At 69.1% G+C, this 25770-nt stretch carries 12 protein-coding genes and 1 pseudogene; 5 read left to right on the top strand and 8 right to left on the bottom strand.

Translation table 11 applies throughout. The annotated features are described in order from the left end of the window. Positions 1-9: 9 nt before the first annotated feature. The 4 genes and pseudogenes from ACFYU9_RS12260 to ACFYU9_RS12245 all read right to left on the bottom strand — a co-directional run bounded on the left by ACFYU9_RS12260 (position 10) and on the right by ACFYU9_RS12245 (position 10307). On the bottom strand, positions 10-1227 hold the full coding sequence (locus ACFYU9_RS12260; RefSeq protein WP_389344463.1) for an outer membrane lipoprotein carrier protein LolA: 1218 nt from the start codon (positions 1225-1227) through the stop codon (positions 10-12). A gap of 300 nt (positions 1228-1527) precedes the next feature. Further along, positions 1528-2582 (bottom strand): annotated as a pseudogene (locus ACFYU9_RS12255) (IS5 family transposase). Between the two features lie 467 nt (positions 2583-3049). Beyond that, positions 3050-3442, bottom strand: coding sequence for a DUF5959 family protein (locus tag ACFYU9_RS12250; protein ID WP_389344461.1), 393 nt, complete (start codon positions 3440-3442; stop codon positions 3050-3052). 13 nt (positions 3443-3455) lie between these two features. Next, a complete protein-coding gene (locus ACFYU9_RS12245) occupies positions 3456-10307 on the bottom strand; it encodes a polymorphic toxin-type HINT domain-containing protein (RefSeq protein WP_389344459.1) in 6852 nt (2283 codons plus the stop codon). A 745-nt stretch (positions 10308-11052) separates the two neighbouring features. On the opposite strand from ACFYU9_RS12245, the gene ACFYU9_RS12240 reads away from it, so the two are divergent. After that, positions 11053-15768, top strand: a complete 4716-nt coding sequence (locus ACFYU9_RS12240) for an FG-GAP-like repeat-containing protein (RefSeq protein ID WP_389344457.1) — start codon at positions 11053-11055, stop codon at positions 15766-15768. Between the two features lie 133 nt (positions 15769-15901). Here ACFYU9_RS12240 and ACFYU9_RS12235 read toward each other — a convergent pair whose 3' ends face one another. Then, positions 15902-16912: a polyprenyl synthetase family protein gene (locus ACFYU9_RS12235; protein WP_389204899.1), complete on the bottom strand. Its 1011-nt coding sequence runs from the start codon at positions 16910-16912 to the stop codon at positions 15902-15904. 172 nt (positions 16913-17084) lie between these two features. Between ACFYU9_RS12235 and ACFYU9_RS12230 the strand changes: the two genes are divergently transcribed. Continuing rightward, the gene (locus ACFYU9_RS12230) at positions 17085-19112 is read left to right on the top strand and encodes a CocE/NonD family hydrolase (protein ID WP_389344455.1); all 2028 of its coding nucleotides are present in this window, start codon (positions 17085-17087) and stop codon (positions 19110-19112) included. 94 nt (positions 19113-19206) lie between these two features. Here ACFYU9_RS12230 and ACFYU9_RS12225 read toward each other — a convergent pair whose 3' ends face one another. Continuing rightward, on the bottom strand, positions 19207-20511 hold the full coding sequence (locus ACFYU9_RS12225; RefSeq protein ID WP_389344453.1) for an LPXTG cell wall anchor domain-containing protein: 1305 nt from the start codon (positions 20509-20511) through the stop codon (positions 19207-19209). Positions 20512-20848: 337 nt separating this feature from the next. Between ACFYU9_RS12225 and fahA the strand changes: the two genes are divergently transcribed. Further along, complete coding sequence (gene fahA / locus ACFYU9_RS12220; protein ID WP_389344451.1) at positions 20849-22084, top strand: fumarylacetoacetase; 1236 nt, start codon at positions 20849-20851, stop codon at positions 22082-22084. A gap of 55 nt (positions 22085-22139) precedes the next feature. On the opposite strand, the gene ACFYU9_RS12215 is transcribed toward fahA, so the two are convergent. After that, on the bottom strand, positions 22140-22967 hold the full coding sequence (locus ACFYU9_RS12215; protein WP_389344449.1) for a carbohydrate-binding protein: 828 nt from the start codon (positions 22965-22967) through the stop codon (positions 22140-22142). Positions 22968-23008: 41 nt separating this feature from the next. Then, positions 23009-23986 (bottom strand): AraC family transcriptional regulator, encoded by a 978-nt coding sequence (locus ACFYU9_RS12210; RefSeq protein WP_389344447.1) that lies wholly within the window; start codon positions 23984-23986, stop codon positions 23009-23011. A gap of 387 nt (positions 23987-24373) precedes the next feature. Between ACFYU9_RS12210 and ACFYU9_RS12205 the strand changes: the two genes are divergently transcribed. Next, positions 24374-24922 (top strand): hypothetical protein, encoded by a 549-nt coding sequence (locus tag ACFYU9_RS12205; RefSeq protein WP_389204906.1) that lies wholly within the window; start codon positions 24374-24376, stop codon positions 24920-24922. Positions 24923-25024: 102 nt separating this feature from the next. Next, positions 25025-25714, top strand: coding sequence for a DUF6445 family protein (locus ACFYU9_RS12200; RefSeq protein WP_389204907.1), 690 nt, complete (start codon positions 25025-25027; stop codon positions 25712-25714). Positions 25715-25770 lie beyond the last annotated feature (56 nt).

Genomic DNA, 25770 nt, shown 5'->3' with positions numbered 1-25770 from the left:
ATCGGCCTCCTACTTGGCCGAGTTGGCGACCTCCACCAGCTTCTGCGGGGTCACCGCACCGACGTAGACCTTGCCGTCGTCCGTCATCAGCGCGTTGACGATCTTCGTCTTGAAGACCGTGCCCGATCCGAACTTCCCGCTCACCTTGTCGCCGAACGAGTCCAGGAAGCCCTGGAACTCCTTCGGCGCGTCCTCGGTCTTGGGCGCCGGGGCACCGGTGTCGAGCCTGGCGACGGTGGTCCAGCCCTCACCGATGACCCGCGGGCCGCCGTTCAGGCCCTTCTTGCCCGGGTCGCCGTGCTCGCCGCCCAGGCCGCCGCCCTTCAGCAGGCCGCCGAACGGGTCCTCGAAGCCCTTCGGGGCCTTGTCGTCGCCCTTGAGGCCCTCCGTCACCTTCGCGCCCTTCGGCGCCGTGAAGGTGAACGTCGAGGCGGCCGGCTTGCCGAAGTCGACCTTGGTGAAGCCCGCGTCGACGACCGGCTTGCCGCCGCTCACCGAGGCGAGCGTGAACTTCAGCGGGGTGCCGGTGGCCGCGTCGACCGCGATCTTGATCGACTCGACCGTCGAGCCGGACTGCTTCGGCCGGACGACGAGCTGGTAGGCGTCCCGGCCGGCGACCTTCGCCGTACCGTCGACGGTGATGGACGTGGTGTCGCCCGCCGCCTTCAGGACCTCGTCCGCGAGGGCCTTCGGGGTGGCCGGCAGCTTGTCGTGCGGGGCCCGCGGGGCCTCGCCCTTCGGGGCCTTGCCGCCCTTGCCGTCCGGGCCGCCCGCCTTGTCGTGGACGACCTCGTTCGACTTGCTGTCGTAGGCCCAGACGTCGGCCCCGTTGTGGATCAGGCTGTACTCGTCGGAGCCGTCGAGGACCGTCAGCTTCTGCCGGTCCGGGCCGTCCGCCGCCACCCGCAGCGTGTGCGAGCCCGAGACCAGCTCGGTCAGCTTCGCCGACGGGTCCACGGAGCCCTTGCCGCCGCTTCCGCCGGCCGCCGCCGACGGCAGCAGGCCCGCGACGGACGGCAGACCGAGGTCCGTGTCGATCTTGAAGGTGCCGGACAGCGTCTGCGTGTCCGACGAGGCGATCTTCTCGATGAGCTGCTGAGCCGTGATCTTCGGCAGGTCCGGGTCACCCGACGCGGCGAGCGCCGGGACAAGCCCGATGGTCGCCGCGGCCACACCGGCTACCGCGACCGGGACGATGTAGCGGCTCGCCTTGCGCTGTCCTGACATGGTCTGCGTTCCCTCCGTGCCCTCGGTGTCGATGTCCCCATCTCACCAAGAAGGCCGCACGGAATCGTCAGCCCCCGGGATCAACCTCGCGTACCTCTCCGGGATGACCCGCCCCTAGGGCGCGTAACCCGAACGGCGGCCCCCTCGACGACGAAAGCGGCTAGCCCGCGCTGTCCGCTGGGGCATGCACGTGCTGCAGTCTGTGGACCTGCCCTCAATGAGGGTGGCTTCGCGCTGGCTGGCGACTTCTCCGGCGCACCCATAGCCCCCACCTCTGAGAGGTCGTTTTCGTCCGATGTTTCATCCTGAGATGGGATGTTCTGTGGTCTTCTTCGAGTCGCGCCAGGAGATGGTGTTCTCTCTGGTGAGGCGGCGGGCCATGAGGCCGGTCATCGCGAGGTGGATCATGGCTTCCGAGCGGGTGGGCAGGGTTTCGCAGTCACGGGCGAGGCGGCGATGGAGCATGAGCCAGCCATAGGGCCGCTCGACTGCCCACCGTTTGGAGATCGGGGTGAATCCCCTGGTCCCAGGCTTGCGGACGGTGATCTCCATGTCGATGCCGAGGGTGGCGGCATACTCGACGAGGTGCTGGCGGTATCCGCCGTCGACCCACACCTTGCGAACGCGAGGGTGCTCGGCCACGACCTTGTCGAGCAGCGCGGTGCCGGCCACCGAGTCCGTTACGCCGGCCGCAGTCACCAGCACGGCAAGGAGAAGGCCGAGGGTGTCGGTCACGATGCTCCGCTTCCTGCCGACGATCTTCTTGCCCGCGTCGATGCCCTGGCTGCGGTCGGGGAGCCTGGTCCACAGCAACGGTCGCTTCGCACCGTCGCGGTCCTGGATGCTCGCCGCAGCGACGTGGACGGCCAGGAGCAGGCCAAGGGTGTCGGTGACGATGAACCGCTTGCGGCCCTTCACCTTCTTGCTCGCCTCGAGGCCCCTGGTGGCAGCGGGGACGGTGTCGGCGGTGCGGACGGACCGCGAGTCGATCAGGCCCGCGCTCGGCTCCACGTCACGGCCGTCCGCCTCCCAGATACGGCCGCGCAGGGCGTCGTGGATGCGCTCGACACTGCCGTCGTCGTGCCACCAGGTGAAGTACCAGTACACCGTCGGCCACGGCGGGAAGTCTTTCGGCAGCTGCCGCCAGGCACAGCCAGCCGCACCACGTAGAAGATCGCGTCCACGATCCGCCGCCGCGGGTGCTTCTCCCGCTGACCGCCCTTCGAACCCACCCGCGCCAGCGGCAGCAACAGCTCCACCAGCGCCCATTGCTCGTCCGCCAGGCCCGACGGATACCCACCCCCAGAGCCACTCACACAGAGCTCAACGACCCCGCCCGCCCCACGGCACGGCAGATCTCAAACGCGGTCTGATGCCGACGGGCACACCGTCTCGCCTGGTGTCGGCGCCCTGGTGGTCGATCGACGGAACGGCAAGGTGGGCGTGGTCATGGGGCGTATGGAGCTTCCAGGCGCCCGCGCTGTGAGGACCCACCGAGTTCGCCGTTCCGTTTGACATGGCGACGAGTCGACAATGACGCAGCGCGTGTCTGCCGACGTTGCCGTCAACTACCGCCGTCAAACGTCAGCGAGGCCCTGCCGGGGATCCGCCAGGGCCTCGCTGACGTTCAGCTCAATCTGCGAATGGGAAAGTCGGCAGCGACTCCAACGGGACCCGAGTAGGGAATCCCCAGCCATCCGAGTGTGAGCATTTCTCACATTGCCGGACTCTGCAGGGTAGACGCATGGAAGGCTCCACGAATCCGTTCACAGCAGGGGCTATTTCGGAATCCGTTCCTGGGAACGTCTATGGCAAGTGAGTTTCATAGTTCCTCCATGAAACGGCGGAGGCGTTCCTGATTTTCGGCGATCCATCCATCCTCCAGAGCGACAGGGATACGCACGGTCACCATGGAGATCGATTCGTCCGCCACTACAACATCCGGACAGCCATTTTCACCCTCAAGCTCGATGGTTACCGTTGGCCCGTTACTTTCAGACATCCAGTCGATGTTTCGCCCCTGGGAAAGTGACACCAGCGCCTCTTTCCATGCTTGCAGCCTTGAGTCGTACAGGACTAGGAGAGTGGCCCCCTTGACAAATAGGCTGGCTACCGAAATCTCGGCTTCCCAGAGGTCGTCCCCCATGGGAGACAGTACGGTAACCCTCACCTCGTTCTCATCATCGGTCAGCCGGACAAGCTCGAAAGGAAACACGAAACATCAACTTTCAGTCGATGAGGAATTGGGCCGCAGTGGACCACCCGTTGTCATCAATGGCGCTGATATCCAACCTGAAGGGGACGTTCGAGCCGGGAAGGTACCGGGGTACTGCCTGGTATAGCACCGTGTTACCTTCCGCAACGTGTGCCGCAATGGAGTCCTGGAACCTAGCAATAGCTCCAGTGTCTGTCTTGGAATTTGTTCTGATGAGGTTCGCTTCAACCTTTCCATCGCCACCCATCGATCTAGGCAGCAGATGACCCCTCGTGTGGCCAGGCGAGTTCTTAACGAAACCCGGTGGGATAATCCTACGGGCGGGGCCAGTTCCCTTTGGATGCCCAGGACCCACGATGGCCGTCACACCAGTTCGCCGCCCATCAGGAAGGACCTCTCCATAGTCGGCGTCAAGGCCGCCGCAATTGTGGACGAGGACCGGCACCGAGCCCGCTAGTACATAGTAAGTGTGAAAATCCGCCACCGTCAGGTTGCGCACGCTCGCCGGCTGGGTCCAGGCGCGGACCGCGGTGATCTGGACGTGGGTGCCGGCGCTCGTGCGGAGCCACTGGCCCGGCTTCAGGTCCTTGGCGTCGACCCACTTGCGGAGGGCCGGGACCCAGAAGGGGTGGCCGTCGGTGGCCGTGATGGGGGCCGTGCGGTCCCCCTTGGCGCCGTCCGTGTCGACGGTGATCTTGACGAGATGCTTCTCGCCCTTTCCGATGATGACGGCGGCCACGTCCTTGCCGGCCGTATCACCGGTCTTCTCGTCGGTCGCGAGGACCTTGTCCCCGGGCTTCAGGTCCTTGATCGCCTTCGTGGAACCGTCGGCAAGAAGAACCTTCGTCTCGGGAGTGAAGCTGTTTCTGACGGGGCAACTGGGAGCGTCTCCGCCGCTTCCGTCGGCTTTCTTCGCCGCGTCCGCCGCCGCCTCGTCCGCCTTCTTCGCGGCCGCCTTCGCCGCATCGGCCTCCTTCTTCCACGCGGCCATATCGTCGGCGTACTTCGCCGCGGCCATCGCTTCGTCGTCCGCGCGCCGCAACATGCGCGTGGCCCAGCGGACCTCACCTGCCCAGCGGTGGTACATCTTCCAGGCGGTCTTCAGCGCCTTGAACGCCTTCTTCGCCTTGCCGGCGAACGGCATGGCCGCGTCCAGGGCGATCGAGCCGCACGCCCAGAGGTCACCGCCGATGCAGTCCTTGATGTCGTTGAAGCCGCTCATGTCCTTGGCGACCTCGAGGGCGATCTCGAGGATGATGTCCGCCTTGGACTTCTGCTTGATCGCAGCGGCCTTCTTGACGTCCTCCTCGCTGACCGTCGAGGCCGGCGGCGGAGGCGGAGGAGGAGGCGTGGTGCCCGGGCCACTGCTGTTGCCGCCTTGGCTCGGGGACGGAGCCGGTGCGGGAGACCTCTTGGTGCAGGCCTCGTCCTCGCAGAAGGCCCGACCCGAAGGGTCCGCGGACGTGATCGGACTGTTGTTGCCGTACGCGTACGGGTTCATCGTCTGGGACTCGGCAATGTCCATCTGCGGGTCCACCGAGATGAAACGCCCCAGGGCCGGGTCGTACTCGCGTGCCCCCAGGTGGGTCAGGCCCGTCGAGTCGTCCTTGGTGCCGCCGACGTAGCCTTTCTCGGACGGCCACATAGAAGGTGCCTGACCGCGTTCCTCACCGAACGGCGTGAACTTGCGTCGCGTGACCGCCTTGGTCGTCGCGTCGACGGAGGTCGTCGCCGTGCCGTTGCGGTCGGACAGCAGGTACGAGGTCGTGATCGTCCCGCCCTGCGCCACCTTGACCATGGCCGGGCCGGCCGGGTGGCCGTAGAAGCGGGTCGTCTTGAGGAGCTTGCCGTCCTTGTCGACCTTGAGCTCGGTTCCCGGCAGGTACAGGGTGGACCCGCTCGGCTCATGCTTGATCAGGCGGTTGCCGTCCGCGTCGTACACGAACGAGGTGTCGTTCTGACCTGCGGTCACCTTCTTGAGGTGGCCCTCGACGTCCCATTCCAGGCTCTGGGTATCGCCCTGGATCGTCCGCGAGGTCATGTTGCCGACGTCGTCGTACCCGTAGAACTCCTCACGGGAACCCTGCGGGCCGGACGTGGCGACCTTGGAAAGGCGGCTCTTCGTCAACAGGCCCGGCGCATAGGTGTAAACCCGGGTGATGTCCTTGGCCGGGTCACCGGCAGTGTCATGCTTGATCTCCGACTGACGGTTGCCCGCGGCGTCGAAGGTGTACGAGTGCCAATACGGATCGGGCCCGCCCACCTGCGGGGCCGTGGCCGGGCCGGACGAACCGGGCCGGCTGGCGCAGTCGTCAGTCGACGTCCACGCGTCCGACATCCGGCGCAGGTAGTCATAGGCGAAGCACTGCACGTCGGTAGAGGTCTGACTCGGGTTGTCGCCCGCCTTCTCGGTGACCCGGGTGACGTTCCCGACCGCGTCGTACGCGGTCGTGGTGTCGCTGATCTGCGTCGTGTCGACGGTGCCGATCTCCTGGTGGTGCGTGGCCCGCGTGACCCGTCGGGTCTGCTCGTCGAACACGTAACTGGAGATCAGCTGCTTGCCGGCCGAGTCGACCCTGGTGCGCACCACGTCGCCCAGTGACGTGTACTCGGTGCCCGCCACGAAGGTCTTGCCCGCCACGGACATCGTGTTGATGACATCGAGCGCGTTGTATCCGACAGACACGCGCTCCATGGGCAGGCCGCCGACGGCGGGATGGGTCGTCGTGTACGGCAGACCGGTCCGCGCGGTGTACGTGTTGGAGAACGTGTACGTGCCGGCTAGCCCCGTCTCGGACGCGGGGATGGTGATCGAGGTCCCCTTGGGGCGGTACTCGGCGTCGTAGCCCGTGACGGACTGGGTGTAGGGAGTCCCGTCGACGTACCGGGTGGACGCGACCGGCAGGCCAAGGGCGCCGGGCAGCGTGTCGTAGGTCTGAGACGTGATTTTGGGACCGGTGACCGATCCCGCGTGGGTCTCGGTGAGGCGCCCCAGGTCGTCGTAGACCATGGCGACGGTCTGGGCGGGCTTGCGGCCGTCCGTCATGGACACCACGCGGTCGCCCTTGTCGTACGCGAGGGTGCTGGTGCCCTTGTCCGGGTCGGTGCTGGACGTGATCCGTCCGCGGATGTCGTAAGTCTGCTTCCACTCGTTGCCGACCTGGTCGACGACCTTCTCGAGCTGCCCCTTCCGGCTGTACTGGTAGGTGATTTGGTCGTAGAGGCCGCTCGGCCCGTCACCCTTGAACTGACGCAGTTCGGTCTTGCGACCGTACGCGTCCACAAAGGCCATCGTCGGCGTCTCGCCCGCGGGCGGGTCGACGGCCGTCCAATCCCCGCCGTACGTGGTCGTGGTACGCCACGTCTCGATCCCGAACTTGCGGGCGATCGTGGCGGTCGGGCGGCTCATTCCGTCATACGCGGTCACGCTCGATGAAGGAACGCCGTTGTCGACAGCCGGGAACATGACCGGAGTGGGATCGCTCGCACTGTTGTAGTAGCCCGCGTTCTCCTTCCAAACTCGGCCGAGGCTGTCATAAAAGGTGTCCGTGATGGCACGGCCGCCTCCTGATGCCGGATTCTGCGTCTGTCGCAGCCGGAGCGCGCCGTCGTAGAAGTCGTAGCTGACCCGGTAAGTGCCGTTCTCCAGCAGGCGTTTGTTGGTGATGACGACAGGGGCGTTCTGCCCGACCGTGTACGAGAACTCGGCGTCCGGGGTCGTGGTGAGCGAGTCGCGGTCGGGCGACCACACCTTCGTCATCCGGCCCAGGGGGTCGTACTGCATGACGCTCTTGCGCCCGTTGGCGTCGATCTGGGCGACGGGCAGGCCGCGCCCCGGGTCGACCTCGGTCGTCGCCGTGTGGCCGAGGGCATTGGTGGTCACGGTCTTGGTGACGACCGAGCCCGACGCCGGCGTGTAAGCCATGGTCGTGCTCTTGCCGTACACGTCGGTCATGGACGTGGGGCGGCCATAGTCGTCGAAGGTCGACGAACCGGAAGGCTCGTACTGCGGCGTGGAGCCGGAGTAGCCCTTCAGCGACTCCGTCCCCACGACATTACCGACCGCGTCGTAGATGACCTTGGCGTCGGAGATCACGTCGTCCGGGCGGGTGAGACTGGAGTCGGTACAGGCCTTCGCCAGAGTCTCGGTCCGGGTCTGCTGGGACCTGAACCACTTCGTCATGTTGTCGAGGTACTCGTACCGGACGCACGTGTCGTCGTTCAGGTCGTCGACGTCACCGCGGTTGGTGGTCTGGGTGACTCGACCGCTGTCGTCGTGTGTGTGCTCCACCGCGGTGCGCCGCTGGCCGCGGTTGCCCGACAGTACGGAGCGCGACGCCGTCGAGCCCAGCCCCTTGATCCACGCCTCCAGCGGGGCCGCACCGGTCGCATCGCGTTTGCGTGTGGCTGTGGGCCCCCGCAGCCAGGGAGTGTTGAGGGTGGCCGAGTGCAGGGCGCCGCCCTCACCCTCGTAGTAGAGGGTCTCTCTGACCTGGCCGGCGAGCAGCGGCTTGTCGGCCACCTGGCCGCCCTCGGAGTCCGTCACCTTGACCGAGCGCCGTGTCCCGTCGGCCTTCCGGTCGCCGTCCAGACCGCGGAAGTAGAGCGTGTCGGTCTGCGAGCGCTTGTCCGGGGCGACTCCGACCAGGGTGCGCACCTTGGCATAGCCCCGGTAGACCGACCACGTGCGGGCCGGCTCGTTGGTCAGTTCGCTGCTGTCGTCGTACGCCCAGGCGGGGGTGCCGATGTACTGGTAGTTGCTCTCACGGGCGGGCGAGGTGCCGTTGATGTCCTCGTCACGGACCTGATCGACGCGGTGCTTGTGGAACCAGTCCGTCTTGTAGAGCTTCTTCGTCCCAGTGGGGTCGGTCGGGTCGTTGGTCTCATTGACCACGGGGTAGCAGCGAAGCTCGTTGTCGGCCGGCGAGGCGGGCAGCTTGACGCTGCCCGGGATGCTGGAGCACTCGGTAGGCGCGTACTTGACGACGGTTCGCGCACCCGTCTCGGTCTGGATCGTCTCGATGCGCCAGCGCTTGTACGGCGGATTCCCGTCGTCGTCGTTGTCGACGCGGTTGTCGAGCTGGACGCCACCGAACGTCACCGGCGGCAGCGAAAGCTCGCCGCCGTTGCGGCCGGTGTGCTTGATGCTCTTCAGCCAGAGCGGGTACTCGCCGGCGACGGCTCCGTCGCCGGTGGGAAGGAAGTCCTGTTCCAGTGTCCAGGTGTCGACGGGGGTCGGGATCCCGTTCTTCAAGACCTGGGTCGTGACGGATTCCAGCCGCTTACGGGTGAAGAAGGTCGGCGACGTACGGCTGTTGCAGGTCTCCCCCGCCGCACAGAGTTGGTCCGCGGGCACATCGGGCCACCGCTTGGTGACGTCGTAGGGCGCAGTCGAGGTCAGCTTGGACTCGGAACAGTCGAAGACGCCGGGAACGACGATGCAGCGTTCGGTGACTCCGAACACCACCTCGGCCGGTGCCGCAGCGAAAAGGTTGTCGGAGCGCAGACCGTAGGCGGCCCGGGTGAGCCAGCCGCCGCGGTCGTACCCGCGAGCCGTCGTGGCTCCTGTCGTGGTGACGTTGGAGCCGTAGTAGTTACGCTCCTTGCTGTACCAGTACGTCAGGGCGTTACCCCGGGGATCGACGACGTAGTCGAGGTTCCAGCGGTATGCCTGGTCGCAGACCGAGGCCGCGAAGGTGTCGGCGTGGCAGTCCTCGCCCGGGTGATTTCCGTAGACGGGCACCGTGTAGGCCGAATTGGTGGACGGCATGCCGCTTTTCCAGCCCGGCAGGTGGTTGCGGCCGAAATGGAATTCAATGCCTTCGGTGTTGGTGACTACCCAGTACTCGTTCTCGTTGTCCCCGTTGTCGGTGTCCGTCCGAATCTCGACCTTGGAGCCGTCGTCGTCGGCCGGAATCCACTTCTTGCTGTTGTCGTCCAGGACGAGTGCGGTCGACGATCCGTTGAGCGACAGGGTCACCATCGGCGGCCCTTGGCAGAGGTCGCCGGTCGGGTGCGTGGTCGGGTTGTTGAAGCCGCTTCCCGGCTTCCGGTCGTCGGCGCACGGAACGTAGCTGCGCTCGATGAAGTTGTCGCCCATGTCCCAGCCGTCCCCGACCCAGGAAGGCTGCTGCGAGGTGGCGACCGTTCTGCCGTCCACCGACCCGGAGGAGTAGGAGAGAGCCACTGAGGGGCCGGGGCCGCCGAGCGATGTGGGGATCTCCATCGGGTAGGACCAGGAGAAGTCACCGGCGGAACCACCGCCCGACCAGGAACCCGTCGGGCTGAGGGACGTCGCCTTGTACGTGCCAGTGGCGCCCGAAGGGCCGGCGGTCGCGGCGAGGACCACTGCCCCTGCCGTCGCGTCTGCGGGACGGGCCGCGACAGTACCGGTGAGAGTCCCCGCCGCACTGTGGTTGACGCTCGCCACAGTGCCACTGGTGCGGCACTCGGGCTTGCCCGGCGTCGTCAGCGCGCAAGCGGGGAGGGTCGTGAACCGGAGGCGGGATCCCCACGATCCGCCGTAGGCATGCGCGAAGGCGCGGTAGTCGAGCTCGACCGACAGGGGGGCGACTCCGCCACCGCCGTCGGTGCGGCTCACAGACAGGAGCAGCCCCTTCACCCCCGCCTTACGGGCGGCGTCCTGGGAAAGGACCGAGACCTTCGCCGTGATCTCCGGGGCGTCGACACCAGGCGTTCTGGTTCCTCTGGCCACCGCGGGATTCCCCACCGCGAGGCGCAGCGGAAGAGCGCCCGCCTTAGCCGAGGGTCCGGCCGGAGCAGCCTTGTCCCGCCCGGCGAGCGCATCCTGCGTCCGCGTCCGCGCAGCCAGTCCTTGCGTGGCCCTGGGTACGGTGACCTGCACGGTCGCCGGCTCGGGCCAGGTGACGGGAGGCGCCGTCCTGAGAGCAGCCCGCGCGCTCTTCGGGGGTGGCGGAGGCGACGGTCGAGGTGTGCCGGTGGCGGCGGGGACGTCAGTGACTTTCTGGAGTTCGGGCAGGCTCCTTCCCTCGACCGCCTGAGCGACCGGAGACAACGACGCACCGGAAGCCAGCAATGCCAGCCCCAGTGCGAAGAGTCCCGAACGCCACACTGGCGATTTATGTCTTGACAATTTTTGCGCACGCCAAAACGGCACGTTGATCCCCACCCCTGGATTAATGATCACGCGATGGGTCGCACGCTACGCACGGTGGGCGACCATGACAAGGCGTAGCGAAAAGGTTGACTGGAGTCCGTCAAGTCGGCCTGAATCTTGTCGCATTGATTCGGAGGTGCCTGCTAGAAAGCAGCTTGGACACCCAGATCGAATCCCGGTGAATTGTGTCCGAGGGGGTACCGGGATTACGCCGCTGACGTCATGAATGGGGACGGAACCCACCACCATGAAACAGTTCAGGTCAAGAATGTCCGATTCCCCGGGGGGGATACGAAGAGGACTCTCGGCATTCGTCGTCGCGACGATGTCCGCGGGCCTTCTTTCGCTCGCACCGCCCGGGTACGCTGCGGCGACCGACGCGCCGGAGAGCACGAGAGGGCGCGCCGGGGCGGCGAGCGAAGCCCAGGAGGCGGAACAGGCTCTCCGGAGCGCAGCAAGTACCGGGAAGCCCGTGGAGATCGTCTCCCGGCGCACCGAGACCGATGAGGTCTACGCGAACCCCGACGGCACGTACCGTGTGGACCGTTCCATCGTTCCGACCCGCGTCCGGCACGGCGCGGACCTCGTGCAGATCGACCCGATCCTGGTCGAGCGCTCTGACGGCCGGATCGCACCCAAGGCCTCGGCCATGGACGTCTCCTTCTCGGCCGGCGGTGACGGCGCCTTCGCCACCATGGTGCGCGAAGGGCGCAGCGTCTCCTTGACCTGGCCCTACGGCGCCCTGCCGAAGCCCACAGTGAACGGGCGGACCGCCACGTACGCGAACGTGTTGCCCGGTGTCGACCTCACAGCGACCGCAGGCACCACCGACTTCTCCCACGCCCTCGTCGTCAAGACACGCGCGGCGACCAAGAACCCGAAGCTGCGTGCTGTCGACTTCGGGCTCAAGTCCAAGGGTGCGGAGATCACGACAGGCGCGACGGGCGAGATCCGCGTCAAAGCCCCGTCCCGCGACACCCTCTTCGTCGCCCCCCCGCCTCGCATGTGGGACTCCGGTGGATCGGAGTCGGCGACACCTGTCGACCCGAAGACTCCCAAGGACTCGCTCCCCGCGAAGCGCTCGCTCCAGGACACGCTGGACGGATCCGCGGAAGGCGCACGGCAGGCCGCTCTGGGCGTGAAACTCGAGCCCGGCAAGCTCACCCTCACGCCTGACACCACTCTTCTGAACGACCCGAAGACCGTGTACCCCGTCGTGATCGACCCGGTCTGGGCCCCGGACGCCTGGAAGAACGCCTGGTCGATCGCGTACCAGCACAGCGCCTACCCGAACAGTGGCGACACGGTCTACTGGAACGGCGGCACCATCTCCGACTTCGCCCGAGTCGGCTACGCGAACGACACGCAGATCGGCGGGACGGTCCGCGCCAACACCTACTTCCGCATCTCGGCGGCGAACACCTGGGGCAAGCAGGTCATCAAGTCGACGCTGCGCATCAAGCAGACGCACGCCGGCTCCTGGTCCTGCAACTCCGGCGATCTGCTCGTACGAAACATCGGGAACAAGCTGCCGACGAACATCACGTACAACAACCAGCCGGCCTGGGGTGAGATCGTGGACTCCTCCGGCGAGTCCTTCGGCGGCAGGAACTGCCCTACGGACAGCGCGGGCCTCGTGGAGCTCGACGTCACGACCGCGATCGCCAAGGCGGCGTCCGCCAAATGGAGCTATTGGGCCTTCGTCCTCACCTCTCAGTCGAACGCCATCGACGTCTCGTGGCGCAAGTTCGACCCCAACTCCGCACGCGTGTCCACCTACCTCAACACTCCGCCGGCCAAGCCGACCCTGAGCATCGACCCCCTGGTCCCGTGCGCCGGTGGCACCATCGGCACCACCGACCAGATCACGCTGCGGGCGCGGGTGAGGGACGCGGACGACAACGGCCTGAAGGCCGAGTTCCGGTTCGGCTCGACCGGGACGACGGGCTACACCTCAAAGATCGTCGACGTGAGCAGCGGCAGCACGGCCATGTGGCGCATCACTGCGGGAACCACCCTCACGTCGGGGACCTACTGGTACGACGTCATCGTCAGGGACTCCGTCAGCAACAGCCCGTGGGCCGGGCGCTGCCAGTTCACCTACGACTGGGAACGCCCCTCGAAGAAGCCCAAGGTCTCCTCGGCGCAGTTCCCCGAGGACGTCACCAAGGCGTGCCCGGGCTCTGGCGGCACTCCGTGCGCGAGCCCTGCACGGACCGACGGGACCTTCATCTTCGATGCGAACGGCGTGTCGGACGTCACCAAGTTCGTCTGGTGGACGGACTCGGACACGAAGGAGAGGACGGAGAAGGCCACGACGACCGGCGGATCGGCCAGCGTGACCTTCAGGCCCCCGTACGCCGGCCCGCAGTACCTCTACGTCCGCAGCGAAGACGCGGCCAACAACCGCTCCGACACCAAGGTGTACCAGCTCATTCCCACGCGGGCCGCTGAACGGGACCGTCTCGGCGACATGAACGGCGACACCACCGTCGACCTCGTCAACGTGGATCCCGGCACCGGACAGCTTTGGACGTATCCCGGCAGTGGCAACGGCACCTTCGGGACCGGGGTGCTCGCGCACGATGCTTCGTTCGCGGACGCCACCGTCACCAACGGGGGCAGCTGGGACGACGAGGACTACTTCGAGGACGTGATCACTCTGCGGCCCGCGGCCGACAACGCCGCCGTCTACGAGCTCTGGGCGCATCGCGGTGGCGGGAACGGAACCCTCGACCGAGGCGCGTCCGGAGTGCGCCGGCTGACGACCCTCGACGAAGCAAACACCGGCCCCGGTGAGGAGAACTCCGCCCACTGGCGCCACGGGGCACAGATCGCCTCCGTTCTCAGCTTCAACGACGACAACGGCGACGGTTCTCTCACCGACGACGATGACCCTGATCTGCTCGTCAAGGAAGGTTCAGCGCTCTGGCTCTACCTGGGCAAGCGAGGGAGCGAGTTCCTGGACGAGTTCCCTGGGGGGCCGATCCCGCTGGGCAATGCCGACTGGCAGAACATGACCATCATGTCGCCGGGAGACGTCAACAAGGACGGTCTTCCCGAGATCTGGGCCCGCGACACGGTCACCGGAACGGTCTACCAGTACACCAGCCGAAGGGCGACCACGCCTGACCCGAACGCCATGACCCTTGCCGACCTGTCCGTCTACGGCGACCCCGCCCTGCGGCAGGTCATCGGCACCGGCTTCACCGGCGCCGCCTACCCGCATCTCACCACCAGTGGCGACTTCGAGGCAGACGGCTATCCGGACCTCTGGTCGCGCGACGGCACCGGCAAGACGCTGGAATTCCCGGGCCGCGCGCTCAGCAACGGCTCCGCCTTCGGTGCGTCGCGCCCCCTGGTCACCACGGGCCTGTCCTGGGCGGACTGCGAGGCCGTTCCTGCGGCCTCGGGCGGCACTGCGACGTTCCAGGTCTGTGGACCGATCCTGGCGAAGTTCAAGGCCCTCGGCGGCATTGCCACGTTCGGCAAGCCGACTTCCGCGGTCTCCGCGGTGATCGACGGCGGTCGATATGTCAACTTTGCCAGACCCGGCATTACCACCACCGACCGCAGCATCTCCTGGAGCAATTCCACGGGTGCCTGGTCCGTCCTCGGCGCCAACTTCACCAAGTGGGTGGGCCTCGGTCGAGAGACCGGCATACTCGGCTATCCGACCGCAGACGAACGGCCGACCAACGCCCTCGGTGGCGCCTTCGCGACATTCAGCAAGGCGGGCAAGGCCGGTGCCCTCTACTGGAGTTCCGGAACCGGATCGCACGAGATCCACGGGGGCATCTACAACCGCTACGTCGAGCTCGGTGGCGTGGCCGCGCACGGTTACCCCACCACGGACGAGATGACCACGGCCACCAAGCCCGGCGCGTACCAGAACTTCCGTAGCGTGGGCGCAACAAGTGACAACCTCTCGTTCTACTGGAGCAGTACGACTGGTGCCTGGCCCGTGGGAGGGGCGATCCGCAACCTCTGGCTGAGCCTGAGCGGCCACAACGGTGCTCTCGGCTTCCCGACCTCTCCCGAGTACACGGTCTTCGGCGGGCAGCGGTCGGACTTCCAGACCGCCTACATCCGCTGGAACCGGGAGAGCGGCTACACCGCACAGCATGCCTGGGACGAAAGCACGGGAAACCTGCGCAAGGATCTGTCGGGTGACGTCGACGGCGACGGCAGGACCGACATCATCACGGCCTACAACTATGAGAACGCCACCACAGGTCTCTACGTGGCCAAGGCCAACGGCGACGGGGGCCACAACCCGCCGCAGGAAATCTGGTCCGCCGACGCCGGTGGTTTCGACTATACGAAGGCGCAATGGGCCGCGGGCGACTTCAACAACGACGGTCGCGACGACGTGGCGGCCTTCTACGGCTACGCGGACGGCGCCGTCGCCGTCTGGTCGTTCCTGTCCCAGGCCGCCGGACCACCCAAGACGGTACGCAGCGCCATGCTCCCGGCAGGCACCTGGAACTGGTCCCTCAGCTCCGTGAGGGCGGGAGACGTCAACGGAGACAGCCGTGACGACCTCGTCTTCGTCTACAACTACGGGGGCGGCGTCACCGGAATATTCAAGGCCTTGGCCCGACCCGACGGCACCTTCGACAACCCGGTTCAGGCGTACAAGTCGAATGTCGGCGACTGGTACTCCGAGAACGCCAGCTACACCGTAGGCGACACCAACGGCGACGGGCGCGACGACGTCGTCGCCTACTACAACTACTCGAGCGGCGCCGCTGCGCTCTTCACCTTCACGGCGAAGACCGACGGCTCCCTCAACGCACCTCTGAAGTCGTGGAACGTGCCGGACTCGGGTTGGGATCACCGGTTGATCAAGCTGACTGCGGCTGATTTCGACATGGACGGCCGCGAGGACCTCGCCCTGGTGGACACCGCCCTCGTCCTGCGAATCCGACTGTTCCACGCCCGCAGCGATGGCGGGTTCGACACTTATGTGACACCCTATTCCGGCAAACTGGGGGGCGAGTTCCTTCCCGCAGGAGCAACGGAAACCCCCCTCGCCGGCGACGTCAACGGTGACAAGCGGCCCGACATCACGGTCTCACACAACCGCAGTACCGGAGAGACGCGCGTGTACACCTTCTACGGAAACGAAGAGGGCACCGTCAACCGGCCAATCTCCACCTGGTACGCGGAGGCCGGAACCTGGTGACGCCCAGGTGACCCCGCGTCGCCCTCGGCGACCGGGCACCGTGCGTGTGGGCCGCACCCCGTCCGGAGGTGCGGCCCTTCGCCCTTCCGTTCCGGCGGGTCCCGGGGCGCCAGGAGGCGCGCGGGAGGGCTCGTCACCCCGCCCGGTGCACCACCGCGTCGCAGAGCTCCTCCAGGGCCGCCTTCGCGTACCCGTCGGGCAGCGGCGCCAGCATCGCGCGCGCCTCCTCCGCGTACCGCACGGTCTCGCGGCGGGCCTGCTCCAGGGCCGGGTGGACGCGCAGGCGGCGCAGCGCCTCGGCGTGCCGCTCGTCGTCGCTGAGGTCGCCGTCGACCAGGGCGAGCAGCTCCAGGTCCTCGGGGCGGCCGTGCGCGGCCGCGGCGGCGCGCAGGTAGAGCACCGGCAGGGTGGGCACGCCCTCGCGGAGGTCGGTGCCCGGGGTCTTGCCGGACTCGTGGGAGTCGGAGGCGATGTCGAGGACGTCGTCGGCGAGCTGGAAGGCGACGCCGAGCCGCTCCCCGTACTGGGTGAGGATGTGCACGACGCTCTCGTCGGCGCCGGACATCATCGCGCCGAAGCGGCAGGAGACGGCGACGAGCGAGCCGGTCTTGCCGCCGAGGACGTCGAGGTAGTGGTCGACCTCGTCGCGGCCCGCCTGCGGGCCGGCGGTCTCCAGGATCTGGCCGGTGACGAGCCGCTCGAAGGCCTCGGCCTGGATGCGCACGGCTTCCGGGCCGAGGTCGGCGAGGGTGTGCGAGGCGCGGGCGAAGAGGAAGTCACCCGTGAGGACGGCGAGCGAGTTGCCCCAGCGGCTGTTCGCGCTGTCGACCCCGCGCCGCACGGTCGCCTCGTCCATCACGTCGTCGTGGTAGAGCGTGGCCAGGTGGGTGAGCTCGACGACCACGGCCGCGGGCACGACGCCCGGCGCGTAGGGGTCGCCGAACTGGGCCGCGAGCATCACGAGCAGCGGCCGGAACCGCTTGCCGCCGGCGTGCACCAGGTGCTGCGCGGCCTCGGTGATGAACGGCACGTCACTCTTGGTGGCATCGAGGAGGCCGGCCTCCACGGCCGCCAACCCCGTCTGGACATCGGCTTCCAGAGCCTGGTCCCGCACGCTGAGACCGAACGGCCCGACGACGGTCACGAGGGGATCTCCTGTCTGCTGAAGCCTGCCATTCACTCCCGCCAGCGTATCCGGTCACGTTTCGATCACCATGGGCGCCTTCCCGTCACCCCCGGTATGTTCGTGATCAGCTGATATCGCCAGGAGTAGGCATTTTGTTCCGTTGAGGTGACCCGAGTACCCGAGGTGGCCGATGTCGAAGACCCGTACGAGGATCCGTACCGACTTCCCGTACGAGACCCGCCACGAGGACCTCCACATCCCCCTGCCCGACGGCACACGGCTCTACGCCCGCGTCTGGCGGCCGCTCACCGACGAACCCGTGCCCGCCCTCCTCGAATACCTCCCGCACCGCCTCACCGACGCGACAGCACCCCGCGACTGGCAGCGCCACCCCTGGTACGCGGGCCACGGCTACGCGTCCGTTCGGGTCGACGTGCGCGGGCACGGCAACAGCGAGGGGCTGCCCGGGGACCCGTACGACGCCGTCGAGCTGGCCGACGGCGTCGCCGTCGTGAACTGGCTGGCCGGACAGGAGTGGTGCGGCGGCCGGGTCGGCATGTTCGGGATCGGCTGGGGCGCCACCGCCGCGCTCCAGGTCGCCGCGCTCGCGCCCGAGCCGCTGCGGGCCGTCGTCGCCGTCGGCGCCACCGACGACCGCTACGACGACGGCACGCACTACCTGGGCGGCTCGGTCCTCGCCGCCGGCCTGCCCGCGTCGGCGGCGCGGCTGCTCGCCCACGTCTGCCGGCCGCCGGATCCGCGGTACGCGGGCGAGGAATGGCGCGAACAGTGGCTGACCCGCCTGGCGGAGGTCCGGCCCATGGCCCCCACCTGGCTCGCGCACCAGACCCGCGACGACTACTGGCGGCACGGCAGCGTCCGCGAGGCCCCCCATGCGGCGATCCGGGCCGCTGTGCTCGCCGTGGGCGGCGGGCCCGGCCCGTACCGCGACACCGTGCTCCGGCTCGTCGAACACCTCCCCCAGGACCGGGTGCGCGGCATCCTCGGGCCCTGGCCGCACCAGTACCCCGACCGCGCGCTGCCGCCCGGCCCCGCGATCGGCTTCCTCCAGGAGACGCTGCGCTGGTGGGACCGCCATCTGAAGGACGCCGACAACGACGTGATGGCCGAGCCGCTGCTGCGGTCGTGGATCGGCGGGCCACCGGAACGGGTCACCGAGGACGAGGAGCCGCCGGGCCGCTGGGTCGCCGATCCGGCCTGGCCGTCGCCGCACGTCACTCCCGTCACGTACGGCCTCCAGGGCGTGCCCGTCGTCGTGGCCTCGCCGCAGCGGACCGGCCTCGAAGCGGGCCGCCTCGTCCCGTCGGGCGGCGACGCCGACCTGCCGTCCGACCAGCGCGCCGACGACGCCGGCTCGGCCTGCTTCGACTTCCCCGTACCGGAGTCCGGCGTCGCGGTCGACATCCTCGGCCGGCCCTCCGTACGGCTCACACTGCTGGCCGGCGCGCCCACCGGACAGGTCGTCGCCCGGCTCTGCGACGTCGCCCCCGACGGCTCCTCCACCCTCGTCACGCACGGCGCGCTCAACCTCTCCGCCCGCTACGGCCCCGACCGGGCGGTGGAGGCGCAGCTCGGCGAGTGGGAGACGTACGTCTTCGAACTGGGCTCGGCCGGCCACCGCTTCCCGCCCGGCCACCGGGTCCGGCTCGCCGTCTCCTCCACGTACTGGCCCTGGATCTGGCCCCAGCCCGACGCGGCCGGCTTCACCCTCGACCCGGCCGGTTCCGCGCTCACCCTCCCGGTCCGCGCCCGCACGGAGGACGCGGTCGCCTTCGAGGAGCCGGAGCATTCCGAGCCGCTCGGCGTCGGCTACCCCAGCACGCTGGAGGAGCCGCGCCCCGCGCGCGTGGTCGTCCGCGATGTCGCCAAGGGCGAGTGGCGCCTGGAGGTGGACCCGCAGGACGGCGGCGACGGCGGCGGCACCTGCGTCTTCCCGGACGGCCTGGAGTACGGCGAGGAGGCCCTGGAGACGTACACGATCGACGAGTCGGGCCCGCTGACTGCCCGTACGCGCGCGCAGTGGTCGATCCGGCTGCACCGGCCCGAACTCGCCTGGGACACGAGGATCCAGACGCGCTCGGAGATCACGTGCGACGCGGACGCGTTCGTGACGTCGGACGAGGTGATCTGCGAGGAGGGCGGAGAGATCGTCTTCCACCGCACCTGGGAAGAACGCATTCCGCGCACGGCGGGGTGAATTCCCGCTGCACAGAAGAGGAAAGGCCCGCATTCCGTGCACCGAAGTGACGGAATGCGGGCCCTTTATCGCGCTGCGTTACGCGCTTGCCTTATCAGGCGTCCGCGCCGGCCTTGCGGCGACGCACGACCACCATCGCGCCCGCGCCGAGCACCACGGCCGCGCCGCCCGCGAGGCCGATCGGCAGGGTGGAGGAGCCGGCACCGGTCTTGGCGAGCGTGCCGCCGGTGGTGCCGGAGGTGCCGCCCGTCACCGGGGTGTTGGACGAGCCGCCCTGCTGGGAGGTGTTGCCGTTGCCGCCGTTGGAGCCGTTGCCCTTGCCGTCGCCCTTGCCGGTGCCCGTGCCGGGCTTGTGCGGCTTGACGACGGTGAAGTCGACGTAGCCGGCGTCCTTGGACATGCTGCAGGAGTTGTCCTTGTTGACGCGCAGGCCGATGCCAAAGACCGCGCCTTCACCGGCGGGGGTCTTGGCGTCGTAGGCGACCTTCAGCTTGAAGTCGACGGACTTGTGGGCGGCCAGCGGGACACCGCCGGAGAAGCCCTCCATAGGGTCGACCTTCTGCCACTTCGGGCTGGTGGCGGAGGACCAGGTGAGCGTGAGGTGCGGATCCACCGGCATGCCCGCGTCGTCCGACTCATCCGTGTCGTCCGAGTCGTCCAGATAGTCGTCCATGCGGAACGCCCAGGCGAGGCCGCCGACCTCGTCGTACGCCTTGTTGCCCTTGTTGGTGACCCGGAAGGTGAAGATGCCGCTGGAACCGGCCGTGATCGTCTTCGGGCCGGTGAGGGTGGTGACGAGGCTCTTGTCGTCGGGGCAGACGCCGGGGAGGTTCTTCTTGGCCTCGTCGAGCGCCTTCTGGGCGTCGTCGACGGCCTTCTTCGCGGCGTCCCGGGCCTTGGTGGCGTCGCCGACCTTCCGGAACAGGGCGACGGCGCCGTCGTCGAACGCCTTCTGCGCGTCGGCGGCGGCCTTGGCCTTGGCGTCGGCGTCGGTCTTGGCGGTGTCGGCGGCGGCCTGGGCGTCGGCGACGTCCTTGGCGGCCTTGTCCTTCTGCTCCTGGGTGGCGTCGGCCGGCAGCGCGGCCTCGGCCTTCTTGGCCTCGTCCAGCTTCGTGTCGGCGGCGGTCTTCGCGGCGGCGGCGTCGTCGGACGCCTTCCGCGCGGCGACGGCGGCGACCTTCAGCGGGTTGTCGGCCTTGTCGTAGTCGTCCACGGCCTTCTGGGCGGCGTTGTAGTCGGCGACGGCCTTGTCGTAGGCGGCCTGGGCCGCGGCGAGCGCGATCTCCAGCTCCTTGACGGACTTCCCGGCCTGCTGCTCCGCGCCGGTGGCCGGCTTCGTGTCGGCGAACGCGGGCGCGGCGGAAAGGAGCACGACCGGAGTGGTCACGGCGGCGGCCACGGCGGTCGCGAGAATACGGCGGATCTTCAAGATGGACCTTTTCTGGTCGGACGAAGATGAAAAACAGACACAGTTGTGGGGTCGCGCGCCTGCGGAAACCCACACGCGGCACGCGATACCGGCGATCGTATGACCGGAATAAGCGGCCGGAATAGCGCTATTGACGACTCCGTGATGTCCATGTGTCGACTCGGCGACTCCATCGACGTCACAAAGCCCGCGAACCAGGACAGTTGCCCACGGAGGCCGCAGTTTCTGTGTGATCCATCTCATCCGCGTCTCGGCCACCGCCCCGTAACGTGTGTCCACACACACCGTGAAAGCGAGGCAAGCACCGATGCCCGAGCAGAGCCCGCAGAGCCCGCTCGACCTTGCCGAGGGCGACCCCTTCGGCCCGCACAACCTTCCGTACGGAGTCTTCTCCACCGCCGACGAGCCCGACCGGCGACGGCTCGGCGTCCGGATCGGCGGGCACGTGCTCGACGCCGGGGCGGCGGCGCACGCGCTCGGATCGCCCTACGCGGCGCTGCTCGCGCAGCCCAGCCTCAACCCGCTGCTCGCGGCCGGCCGCACCGCCTGGCGCGACGTCCGCCGCGCGCTCACCGGCTGGCTGACCGTGCCCGCGCACCGCCCGGTCGTGGAGCCGCTGCTGCACCCGCTGGACGCGGTCACCCTGCACCTGCCGTACGAGGTCGCCGACTACGTCGACTTCTACGCGAGCGAGCACCACGCCACCAACGTGGGCAAGATCTTCCGCCCCGACGGCGACGCGCTCACCCCCAACTGGAAGCACCTGCCGATCGGCTACCACGGCCGCGCCGGCACGGTCGTGGTCTCCGGCACCGACGTCGTCCGCCCGGCCGGCCAGCGCAAGACGCCCGCCGACCCGGCGCCGGTCTTCGGCCCGTCCGTCAAGCTCGACATCGAGGCGGAGGTCGGCTTCCTCGTCGGCACTCCGTCCGAGCTGGGCCGCCCGGTCGCCCTCGGCGACTTCCGCGAGCACGTCTTCGGTCTGACGCTGCTCAACGACTGGTCGGCGCGCGACATCCAGGCGTGGGAGTACGTGCCGCTCGGCCCGTTCCTCGGCAAGTCCTTCCAGACCTCCGTCTCCGCCTGGGTCACCCCCCTGGAGGCCCTGGACGCGGCCCGCACCGCCCCGCCGGCCCGCGACTTCGACCTGCTGCCGTACCTGGACGACTCGGCGGAGGAGGAGCCCGGCGGCTTCGACCTGCGGATCACCGTCACCATCAACGGCGAGGTGGTGGCCGAGCCGCCGTTCTCCACCATGTACTGGACGGCCGCCCAGCAGCTCGCCCACATGACCGTCAACGGCGCGTCCCTGCGCACCGGCGACCTCTACGGCTCCGGCACCGTCTCCGGCCCCGAGACCGCCCAGCGCGGCTCCCTCCTGGAGCTCACCTGGAACGGCCGCGACGCGCTCGAACTCGCCACCGGCAAGCGCACGTTCCTGGAGGACGGCGACGAGGTCACCCTGACCGCCTGGGCCCCGGGCCCCGACGGCACCCGCGTCGCCCTGGGCGAGGTCACGGGCCGCATCGCGCCGAACGCGTGACCCTCACCCCGGGCGCCCCCTAGGGCCTGTCCGACCCTGATCCGCCGGACAGGCCCTAGCGGGCCTGCCACAGGGCGGGCACCGCCGGGGGCTCCCAGCCGGGCTGGGCCGTGTGCGCCTGGAGGCACACATAGGTCCGCCCGGCGTAGGTGACGGCGTCGCCCGCGCGATAGGCGGTGCCGACCGCCCAGGTGCCCCCGGGAGCCGGCGTCGGGGTGGGCGTCGGGGTCGGGTCCGGGCCGGGGGTCTGGGGGATGTCCAGGACGAAGTCGAAGGACGCCTCCTTCGCACCGCCCGCGTCCCGGACGTTCATCAGGAGCCGCGCGTCGAAGATCGAGTCGGTGTTGTTGCGGGGCTCGCCCGGGAAGTACAGCTGGGTCGTGAGGACCGGCCGGCCCGGCGCCTGCGCCTTGACGTGGATGTGCCGGGTGCGGCCCGGATAGAGGCCGGGCACGATCGTGGTGAGCGCGAAGGAGCCGTCGGAGGCGGTGAACTGGTGGCCGCGGAAGCGGAAGCCGGTGTTGTCGTACGCGCCGTTGGTGTCGGCCTGCCAGAAGTCCAGCAGCACCCCGGACACCGGCCGGCAGGCCCGCCCGAAGACGTAGCCGCTCAGCGTGAGCCGGATCCCGGCCGTTCCCGGCTCCAACAGGCTCGTGCGCAGCGGGGAGTTCGGCTTGAAGTACGGGCCCTCGATCTGCTCCGGAGTCGCCGGGTCGCCGTCGTGGCACTCCGGGGTCAGCGCGGGCGGCACCGGGCCGTCGGTGAGGGTCCGGGCGAGCGCGGGGACGCCCATCAGCGCCATGGGCGTGGCCATGCCGGCCGCCAGCGCGGCGCGCAGCACCGCCTTGCGGGTGACGTGCCCGGTAGGGGTCTCTCGGTCCATGCCTGCTCCTCGGGTGGGGGGCGGAACGATCGACCAGAAACCTAGGCGCGGCCCGGTTCCGCTTCGATGGACGCAGCACGGCGGTCGTGGTGCTTTCGGAAGCCCCCGGGACTCATCCCGGTCTCCCGGCGGAAGAAGCGGCAGAAGTAGGCCGGGTCCTCGAAGCCGGTCCGGGCCGCCACCTGACGCACCGACAGATCCGTGCGGGCGAGCAGTCGTTGGGCCTCCTGCGTGCGGGCCTCGCGCAGCAGGCTGCCGGGCGTGCGGCCGACGGCCGCCCGTACCGCCTCGGTGAGATAGCCGGGCGTGACGCCGAGGCGGTCGGCGCACGCGCGCACGGAGAGGCGCAGGCCGTCCGCGCCCGTGTCCGCTCCGGTACGGGCGATCAGCCGGGCGAACTCCTCGGCGACGGCCGCGGGCCCCGACCCCGGCACCGGCCCGGGCGCCCGCGCAGGTGCCCGCCCCCGCTCCCCCGCGCCCGCGAGCCGCGCCGCCCGCACCAGCAGGACGTGCAGCAGCGAGCGCAGCACCGTGGCGAAGCCCGGGTCCCCGTGCGCGTACTCCTCGGCGAGTTCGGCCATCAGCCGGGCGGTGCGCGCGTGCGCGGCCGGGTCGAGGCGGAGCCAGGCGTGCCGCTCGCCGAGGCGCCGTAACAGCTCCTGGTCGCCCGGGTGGTCGACCAGGAACTCGGGCGTGAACAGGACCACCGAGCCGTCCAGGCCGCGGGCGTCCTCCCAGTGGTGCAGCTGGCCCGGCAGGATCACCCCCAGGTGCGGCGGGCTCAGCTCCCAGCGGGCCAGGTCGACGACATGGGTGCCGGAGCCGCGGGTGACGTGGACGATCTCGTAGAAGGTGTGCCGGTGCGGGAAAGCGGCCCGCGACATCGGGCCGATCGAGTCGAAGCTGCCTACGGCGAACGGCACGTCGTCCGGCAGCCGCACCTCCAGGCGGTGCACCGGCGGGTCGCCGCGGCGCGGCGCGGGGCGGGCGGTGGCGGGCGACGCGGTGGTCCCGCGCATGAGCGACCCTCCTCAACTGGTCGGGCACTGGCGAGCACTGGTGGCGCGATGTGGGGCGATGGTCGGGAACGGGCGAGCACTGGTCGAGCACGGGCGGGCACAAGCGGCCCTGGGCGGGCACTGGTCGGGCACGGGCGGGCACAAGCGGCCCTGGGCGAGCACTGGTCGGGCACGGGCGGGCACAAGCGGCCCTGGGCGAGCACTGGTCGAGACCAATTCGTCACTCACGATGGCACGCCCACCCCCAATGGGTCACCCCCGCGTGCGCCACACCCGGCCCCGGGCGACGCTGCTGGGGACGGCGGGAACCGGGGAGAGGCCCGCCCCTCCGGCGCCCCGCGCAGCCGCGCGCCCCGGCGCGCCCTCCCTTCCGAGGAGCACCCCCACATGCCCGCAATACCCCGCCCCCTCATGGCCGCGCTCGCCCTGGCCGCCGCCGGCACCCTGGCCCTCGGGGCCGCGCCGGCCGCCGTGGCCGCGAAGCCCGTCACCGGGAAGGGCGTCGGCAACGAAGACCTGGCGAAGGCCCGCGACGCCACGGAGAAGTACCGGTCCGAGCAGGCGGCCGTCGACGCCGGTTACGTCCGCACCGACATGTGCGTCGAGGACACCGGCAAGGACAAGCTGGGCGGCATGGGCTTCCACTACGTCGACCCGGCGAACGTCGGCTCGCTCGACCCGGCGAAGCCCGCCGCGGTGCTCTACGCGCCGGACAAGACCGGCAAGCGCGTCCTGGTCGCGATCGAGTACATCGTCCCCGACACCGGGCAGCCCCGGCCGAAGCTCTTCGGCCATGACCTCGACGGCCCGGCGGTCACCCCGGGCGTCGGAAACGTCTACACGCTGCACGCCTGGATCTTCAGGAAGAACCCCGAGGGTGTCTTCACCCCGTACAACCCGCGGGTCCACTGCACCCGCCCGGACCACAAGCCGTAACGGCCTCCCACTGCGGGCCCGAGGAGCTCATCGCCATCTCTTGCCGGAGAATTGGCCGGCGCTTTGACGCCCGCGCACCGGCGCCGAACTAGCGTTCCCGCCATGTCCCTACGCCCCCCACGGCCCCCGCAGTCCCCCGGCCTCCCCGTCCTGCCCTACCGCAAGCCCACCAAGGGCCGCGACTACTGGGTCATCGACGACGTCCTGCCCGACATCGACGCCGTACGGGCCCGGTGCCTGGCGAAGGACGACTGGGTCCAGGGCGCCCCGGTCAACCCCGAGCCCTGGCCCGGCCAGCGCGCCATGCCGGCCCTGGAGCCGGACGAACTGGCCCATGTGGAACGGCTGGTGCGCAAGGCCACCGGCGCCCCCCGGATCTGGGCCGAGAACCCGGACGGCGCCGGCACCTTCAACCACAACTGCGTCCAGGCCGTCGGCAAGGACGAGTGCGAGAACCGGCCCCACACCGACTCCCGCACGCTGTGCCGCTACGCCGCCGTGCTCTACCTCAGCCCGGACACGCCCAAGGACTGCGGCACCAGCTTCTACCGCCAGAGCCTCCCGGGCGGCCGGCTCGGCGGCAACCAGGTCCTGGCCCCGCACAACAACCTGGTCGACGCCCTCGGCACCCGCTTCGTGCCGGCGGACTCCTTCACCGAGGACATCAGCGTCCCGCACCGCTACAACCGTCTGCTGCTGTACTCGGCGAACCTGATCCACAGCGCCACGAACTACTGGGGCACCACCCTGGAGGACAAGCGGATGACCGCGGTCTTCTTCTGGATGGCCTGATCCCGGTACGGCGAAGGGCCCGGCCTCCCACGGGGGGAAGCCGGGCCCTTCGCCAT

This window comes from Streptomyces sp. NPDC004327 (genome assembly GCF_042873935.1).
Lineage (GTDB): Bacteria > Actinomycetota > Actinomycetes > Streptomycetales > Streptomycetaceae > Streptomyces.
Note: the sequence above shows the minus strand (reverse complement) of the source record. Positions and strands in the feature narration are given on the sequence as shown.